This window comes from Curvivirga aplysinae, from assembly GCF_009711445.1.
Classification (GTDB): Bacteria; Pseudomonadota; Alphaproteobacteria; order UBA8366; family Aestuariispiraceae; genus Curvivirga; species Curvivirga aplysinae.
Window position 1 is genome coordinate 1 of the sequence record NZ_SMMC01000074.1, and the last position, 7,018, is coordinate 7,018.

The 7,018-nt window shown below is 43.3% G+C and carries 6 protein-coding genes; 3 read left to right on the plus strand and 3 right to left on the minus strand.

The window, feature by feature from the left end; translation table 11 throughout:
- Window positions 1-1,578, minus strand: a 1,578-nt coding sequence (locus E1160_RS01280) for an electron transfer flavoprotein-ubiquinone oxidoreductase (RefSeq protein WP_155153181.1), incomplete at its 3' end; no start/stop codon positions are given.
- Between the two features lie 293 nt (window positions 1,579-1,871).
- On the opposite strand from E1160_RS01280, the gene E1160_RS01285 reads away from it, so the two are divergent.
- The 3 genes from E1160_RS01285 to moaB all read left to right on the plus strand — a co-directional run bounded on the left by E1160_RS01285 (window position 1,872) and on the right by moaB (window position 5,387).
- Window positions 1,872-2,732 (plus strand): uracil-DNA glycosylase, encoded by an 861-nt coding sequence (locus E1160_RS01285; RefSeq protein WP_155153182.1) that lies wholly within the window; start codon window positions 1,872-1,874, stop codon window positions 2,730-2,732.
- Between the two features lie 209 nt (window positions 2,733-2,941).
- Entirely contained in the window at window positions 2,942-4,819 is a 1,878-nt protein-coding gene (locus tag E1160_RS01290; protein WP_155153183.1) for a lytic transglycosylase domain-containing protein, read from the plus strand.
- Between the two features lie 34 nt (window positions 4,820-4,853).
- Window positions 4,854-5,387, plus strand: a complete 534-nt coding sequence (gene moaB, locus E1160_RS01295) for a molybdenum cofactor biosynthesis protein B (protein ID WP_155153184.1) — start codon at window positions 4,854-4,856, stop codon at window positions 5,385-5,387.
- A gap of 95 nt (window positions 5,388-5,482) precedes the next feature.
- On the opposite strand, the gene E1160_RS01300 is transcribed toward moaB, so the two are convergent.
- A complete protein-coding gene (locus E1160_RS01300; protein WP_155153185.1) occupies window positions 5,483-6,463 on the minus strand; it encodes a nickel/cobalt transporter in 981 nt (326 codons plus the stop codon).
- On the minus strand, window positions 6,454-7,018 hold a 565-nt coding region (locus tag E1160_RS01305), incomplete at its 5' end, for a DUF1007 family protein (protein WP_155153186.1). The genes E1160_RS01300 and E1160_RS01305, both read right to left, overlap by 10 nt.

Below are 7,018 nucleotides of genomic sequence, written 5' to 3' on the forward strand. Positions count from 1 at the left end.
ACATGTCTTACAGTGAACACAGTTTTGTGCATTGATTTGCAGACGTGGATTTGATCCATCATCATCTGTCAAAATCTCATAAACACCAGCTGGGCAGAAACGCTGTTCCGGTGCATCATAGTCTTCCAAGTTGACACTGATCGGCACAGTTTCATCTTTTAACTGCAAGTGACAAGGTTGTTCTTCTTCATGGGCTGTTGCCGCGAAAGAAACGTTTGTCAGACGATCAAAACTGATCACGCCATCTGGCTTTGGATAGTCAATCGGTGTGCATTCAGATTTCTTTTTCAAGCTCTCATGATCTGTACCATGATGCTTCAATGTCCATGGTGCTTTACCGCGGAACAGATATGTATCGATCGCAGAATAAGCCATACCAGCCCAGAAACCCCATTTGAAACTTGGGCGGATGTTACGAACTTTATAAATCTCATCCCATAACCAAGTCTTTTTCAACATTTCTGGATAAGATGTGATTTCACGTGGCGCCTCACCTTCACCTGTCAACGCTTCGAACAGAGCTTCCGCCGCAGTTGTACCGGATTTCATGGATGTATGCGTACCTTTAATTTTTGGTACATTCAAAAAGCCAGCTTCACAACCAACAAACAAACCACCCGGGAATGTTAACGTTGGAATAGATTGATATCCACCTTCATTCAAAGCACGTGCACCATAAGAGATACGACGACCACCTTCTAATACTTTCTTGATATCAGGATGATGCTTAAAACGTTGAAATTCTTGGTAAGGAGATAGGTATGGGTTGGAATAGTCCAAGCCAACAACTATACCAATGGAAACCTGATTACCTTCCAAATGATACAAGAAAGTACCACCATATGTATCAGATTTCATTGGCCAACCAGCAGTATGTGTGATTTTACCCGGTGTAGATTTTTCAGGCTCAATCTCCCACAATTCCTTGATACCGATACCATAGGTCTGGAAATTACCTTCTTCACGAAGGTTATAATGTTCCATCAATTGTTTGCCTAGATGCCCGCGACAACCTTCTGAGAAAATTGTTTGTTTCGCATGTAGTTCCATACCAACTTGGTGCATAGGCCCCGGTGTACCGTCTTTATTCAAGCCCATATCACCTGTCGCAACGCCTTTTACAGAACCATCTTCATGGAAAAGAACTTCTGCGGCAGCAAAACCCGGATAGATCTCAACACCCAAAGCTTCTGCTTGTTCACCTAACCAGCGAACAAAGTTACCTAAGGAGATAATGTAGTTGCCTTCGTTATGCATTTGTGGTGGCACAACTGGTAATTTGAAAGAACCAGTTTCAGAAAGAATCAAAAACTCATCATCTTTTGCTGGTGTGTCTAAAGGCGCACCTTTATCTTTCCAATCTGGAATCAATTCATCCAATGTGCGTGGTTCTAACACTGCACCAGAAAGAATATGGGCACCAACTTCTGAACCTTTTTCCAGAACGCAAACAGAAATTTCTTTACCTGTTTCTTGTTCCAATTGTTTAAGACGAATCGCAGCAGACAGACCAGATGGGCCTGCACCAACGATGACAACGTCATATTCCATAGATTCGCGTTCGACTGCTTCGCTCATGCGTCTCACTCCTCAATATTATCCTGACCAACTTCTCATGTCTTTTACAAACATCCCCAGAAAGTTGGGTCGTGTCTTTATCGTTTGTTGGTTATTGGAGACCCACCCCACACACGATAATCATGTTAAACTTATTACCGACCGCCCTTGTCTTACCTAATCTGAGCCAAGGTTCCAAACAGATTCTGCGATTTTTGCTGCAAAATCTGTAGAAAAAAAAGCTCCGCTTTGATATGTTTCGAACAAATCAATAAATTTTAAGGCATGTTTAGCCTTGAAAGGCTTTCTTGAAAATGGATCAGCACGACATAGAGATGACCATAAGCGACGCGATCTCTGCCCTACAATGGCAAATTGAGATGGGCGCTGATGAAGCGTTGATCGACAGCCCTGTTGATCGCTATGCCTCCGTTATTGCCCAGCAAGAAGCAAAAGCCGCCGCAGCGCGTGCCGTTATTGATCAAGCACGAACCAAATCAAACGTTGCAAAACCCGCGGCACCCGCCCCGATGAGACCTTCACCATCTGCCCCGTTAGGCGCAGCAGAAGCAATTGAAGCCGCAAGAAAACTTGTTGAAACATGTGATAGTTTAAAAGCTCTCAAAACAGCGGCTGAGAGCTTCGAAGGGCTTGGCACATTAAAAACCAGCGCAAGCAATACTGTATTTGGTGATGGCAATCCTAATGCAGATATCATGATTATTGGTGAAATACCCGAAAAACAAGATGATGTCAGCGGACGTGCCTTTTCAGATCGCGGTGGTTTATTACTGGATAAAATGTTCAATGCAATTCATTTAACACGTGAAAATTTCTTCGCCTCCAATCTCGTCTTTTGGCGACCTGCAGGCGGCAGCAGCCCTACCGATGGCCAGCTTGCAGTTTGCAAGACTTTTATTGAAAAACAAATAGAACTCGTCCAGCCCAAAATGATTGTCTGTCTTGGCGCGAAACCCGTGAATATTCTACTTAATCAAACTGGCGGTATATCACGTATGCGCGGTAAATGGATTGAACATAAATTTGAATATCTAGATCAACCTGTAGAAGTAATGCCTATATTTGCCCCTCTTTCCCTCATTAAAACGCCAGCCCAGAAACGTCTTGCATGGCGTGATTTACTTGAGATACAGCAAAAATCAAACGCATTTTAGCTAAAAGCGTGCTTCTTTTGCAACATTCCCTCAAACAACGTCTTGATATCTCGTTAAACGGGACTATTTACCTTGCTAAAGCTTGCAACACCCCACAAAATAAGACGTTTGAATCAATTATGAAGAGCTCATGAGAGCCAAGATAAGGATTTCAGGATTTGTTTAAAGGTACGAACCTTCTTGGATGCTTAAAGTACAAGCCAACGTCTATGTTTAAAAGTGGAATTGTATTTTGGACTATTTCCACTTTTATGATCGCCCCTGCTACGGCGCAGACTGTATCAAAAACAAAAGAAACAGCTAGTATCCCAAATGCTGAGAGCATCTATCATGACGGCACTTTTAAACAAGCTGACAGTTATCAGCTTCCTCGAATTTTGACCACCAAGGACGCAGAACTTTATGATCAAATCTTTGCTCTTCAGGAAAACGGTAAATGGAATGCTGCGCAAAAGCTTATCCGACAGCTAGATAATGATGTTTTAATGGGGCATGTCGATTTCCAGCGATATATGCATCCCACCGCGTATCGTTCCAAATATTTAGAGCTTAAAGACTGGATGACAAAATATTCCGACCATCCCGGTGCTGGTCGCGTATACAAGTTAGCCCTTCGCCGTCGTCCTAATAATTACAAATATCCGGTACAACCACGTAATCCTGATTTACCCGGTTTTGATGGAACCGAAGAAGAAGCGAAGCAACCGCAAGCCGTCTATAAAGTTCCCAAAATCAAGAAACCTTACCGTCAGAAGTCTCACCGCCGCGAAATCAGGCAGGTTCAATATCAAATCAAGCGTTGGGTTCAGCGCGGGAATGTGACCAACTCCCTAAAAAAACTAGATACAAAACGTAATAGAAAGATATTTGACAATATCAGTTTTGCTGAAAGTTTGGGCGTCATCGCACGAGGATATTATCGTTACCACAAAGACAAGGAAGCTGTCAGAGTAGCCATCCGCGCTGCAGATCTTTCCCCGGAAGTTGCTGATAACGCGCGCTGGTGGGGTGGGCTTGCTGCGTGGCGCATGCAAGATTATGAAACTGCAGCTCATTTATTCTCTGGTTTGAGTGAAGGTAAATATACACCTCATGAAACACGTTCTGCAGGTGCTTATTGGGCATCGCGCGCTTATCTGCAAGGTGGTTGGCCTGCATCTGTAAATACGATGCTTGAACGCGCTGCACAGTATAAACATAGTTTTTATGGCTTGATCGCTTCTTATGCTTTGGGACGCGATCCAGGTTTCAACTGGCAGATGGCACAATTAACAGATTTTGACATGGATTTGTTGATGCGAATCCCTGCAGCACAGCGGGCTTTAGCTTTAATTGAAGCAGATCAAGCCCATCGCGCTGAAACAGAATTACGTCGGTTTGTTGATAATCTGCCACCGTCTTTAAGTAATGCTATTTTGGCTTTTGCTGATGCGGCGGGGCTCGCTGACTTATCCTATCGTCTTGGCGCCTCAATCCAGCGCAAAGAAGGCCGTGCAATGGATGCAGCTATCTATCCAATTCCAAGTTGGGAGCCAGAAGATGGCTTTGAAATTGATCGTGCTTTGATATATGCGTTTGTTCGTCAAGAATCTCGTTTCCGTCCTCGCGCTAAAAGTCATGCAGGCGCACGCGGATTAATGCAATTAATGCCCGCAACCGCAGGCTTTATGGCAGGGAAGCGTTTTCGTGGCAACGAACGTGATAAACTTTACAATCCAAGTTACAATTTGATGTTAGGTCAGAAATATCTAACACATTTGTTAGAAAGTTATTCTGACGGCGGTAATCTTTTCCAGATGGCAGCTGCTTATAACGGCGGCCCTGGCAATCTACAAAAATGGATGAGGAAAGTTGATTACCAGGATGATCCATTATTGTTTATTGAAAGCTTACCATCACGTGAAACGCGTCTTTATATTGAGCATGTTTTCAGTAATCTTTGGATTTATCGAAATCGTCTAGGTCAGCCTGTGCCGACATTGGAAGCTATTTTGTCCGGCAATTGGCCAATTTATATAGGTCTTGATCGTCCAAGCAATATTGCGGAAACGTCTGTTGAGCAAGTTGACACGATTATTATCCAATAAGCTGTTCTAAAGTATCTTTTTTAGGAGTTCCCCAATGGCATTAGATCATGACCGTCCATTTATACCTCTGAACATTGCCATCCTTACAGTATCAGATACCCGTAGCTTGAGCGAAGATAAATCAGGTCAAATTTTGGTAGATCGTCTGGAAAAAGACGGTCATATACTTGCGGATCGTAAAATTTTAAAAGACGACATCCCTAACATTGTCACACAACTCAATGAATGGTGTGATAACCCAGAAATTGATGTCGTCATTTCCACAGGTGGTACAGGTTTGACTGGTCGGGATGGCACCCCGGAAGCCTTCGAACAGGTTTATGAAAAACCAATTCCGGGTTTTGGCGAGCTCTTCCGTATGCTCAGTTATCAAAAAATTGGCAGTTCAACCATCCAAAGCCGCGCGACTGCAGGCGTTGCTAAAGGCACCTATTTATTTGCTGTCCCGGGTTCCTCCGGTGCCTGCAAAGATGCGTGGGATGATATCTTGCAAACTCAGCTGGATAACAGACATAGACCTTGCAATTTTGTGGAAATTGCACCGCGCCTAAGAGAGCATGAAAAGTAACATGGGAGCGATGACACTCCCCTCTTTCCTTAGAATATATTATCTCGCAAATGAAATAACCCCCTACCTAACTATGAAGAGGTTTGACTGGTTTCCTAAAATAAGGGGTGTGAATTCATTGAAGCATCAATCATCAAACTTGAGCCTAATAACAAAATGACCAAACCTCCGACAAAAGAGGCGAATATAGGCCCATAACTCATAAGACGGCTTTCCTTTCCTTGCATCAAGTATACCGCTAGGTCTCTGAAATACACCGTCATCAATGCCAGTAGGCTAACGGTTAATGCAGTACCAAGGGAAATAAGCATAACCGACAAAACACCCGCCCATCCAAGGCCAAATAATTCTGCAAAAGTTAATACGATGACTGATCCTGTACATGGACGTATGCCGATTGAGATGACAATGCCCATCGTGTCACGCCATCCTGATATTTGTGCGACCTGTTCCGGCCCGATCGCATGATTATGCCCACAACTTGAACAAGTTTCTGAAGTTCCATGGCTGTGTCCATGACTATGCGCATGGGAATGAGTATGACTTACAGAGCCATTGTGAACTTCACTGGTGTTGCGCATTCGAATAAATTGACGTATCGCCCGAAACATCAAGAATAAACCAATCAATGCCACAAATAAAAAACTAGTTTGTTCCATCACAGGCACAGTATCTTTAATAGCCCATTGTGAGAAAAAGATCAGACTAGATACTGCCTTGACCAATACAATTGCGGTAATTCCTTGCACGATCGCAGATGCCGCAGACAAAAACATACTGCGCTTCACATGGCTTTTATGACTTAGGATATATGTGCCAATCACTGCCTTGCCATGACCAGGACCTGCAGCATGAAAAGCACCATACAAGAAACTAAGCACAAGCAAGCTAATCAATGCTTGTTGCCCCCCATCTTGAACAGCTTGCAGAGCATTTGCCAATTCCATATGCAAGGCTTGCTGCTGCTCACGAATATACCCTGTGATATCCCCCCAAATGGAAGCATGGGCCATATTTGGTATCAGCGATACCCCTGAACCAATAGTAAGTGCGGCCTTAGCTCGTTTTAAAAACATGTAACGGATACTTTCTCTGCAAAAAACTGTCCTACGCCACTGCCGGCAGTTTCTGTCTTATCAAGATCAGCCATTCTAGAAATCAACTCTTCTGTTGGTTGAGGGTCGGTAAAATCATAACTGCAGTTTTCTTCAGCTGTCTGATTACCTTCAAACGCAATTAAACGATCTTTATGCAAGATTTCGATATAGTATGTTGGATCGTAAACGGAATATGTTATGTCTTTTGGATCAACAGCTTCCGGTAAAGGAAGATTAAATTCTAACCATAAACGCCCCTCGTCGATATCTGTTGAAAATTCTGTCACTGTATCAAAATTTTGTTGTTCACCGGCAACATCCATAAAGGTAAAATAACTATAGTCCTCCAAATTGGTCAGATTTTCTTTTGCCAATTCATTAATAAAGGTTTTATCCAGATTGCCATCCTCATCACGTTTCACACCACTTAACGCAAATCCTGTATAAAGCGCATCGAAAGTCCAACGCAGTTTCAGACCGGAAACCTGCCCTTCATCGTTGAAAACGACACTACTTTGTAGATCAATCCAAGCA

Excerpts from the sequence above, each read along its gene's own strand:
- E1160_RS01285 (WP_155153182.1), top strand. The coding sequence starts at position 1,872 with ATGGATCAGCACGACATAGAGATGACCATAAGCGACGCGATCTCTGCC.
- E1160_RS01290 (WP_155153183.1), top strand. The coding sequence starts at position 2,942 with ATGTTTAAAAGTGGAATTGTATTTTGGACTATTTCCACTTTTATGATC.
- moaB (WP_155153184.1), top strand. The coding sequence starts at position 4,854 with ATGGCATTAGATCATGACCGTCCATTTATACCTCTGAACATTGCCATC.
- E1160_RS01300 (WP_155153185.1), bottom strand. The coding sequence starts at position 6,463 with ATGTTTTTAAAACGAGCTAAGGCCGCACTTACTATTGGTTCAGGGGTA.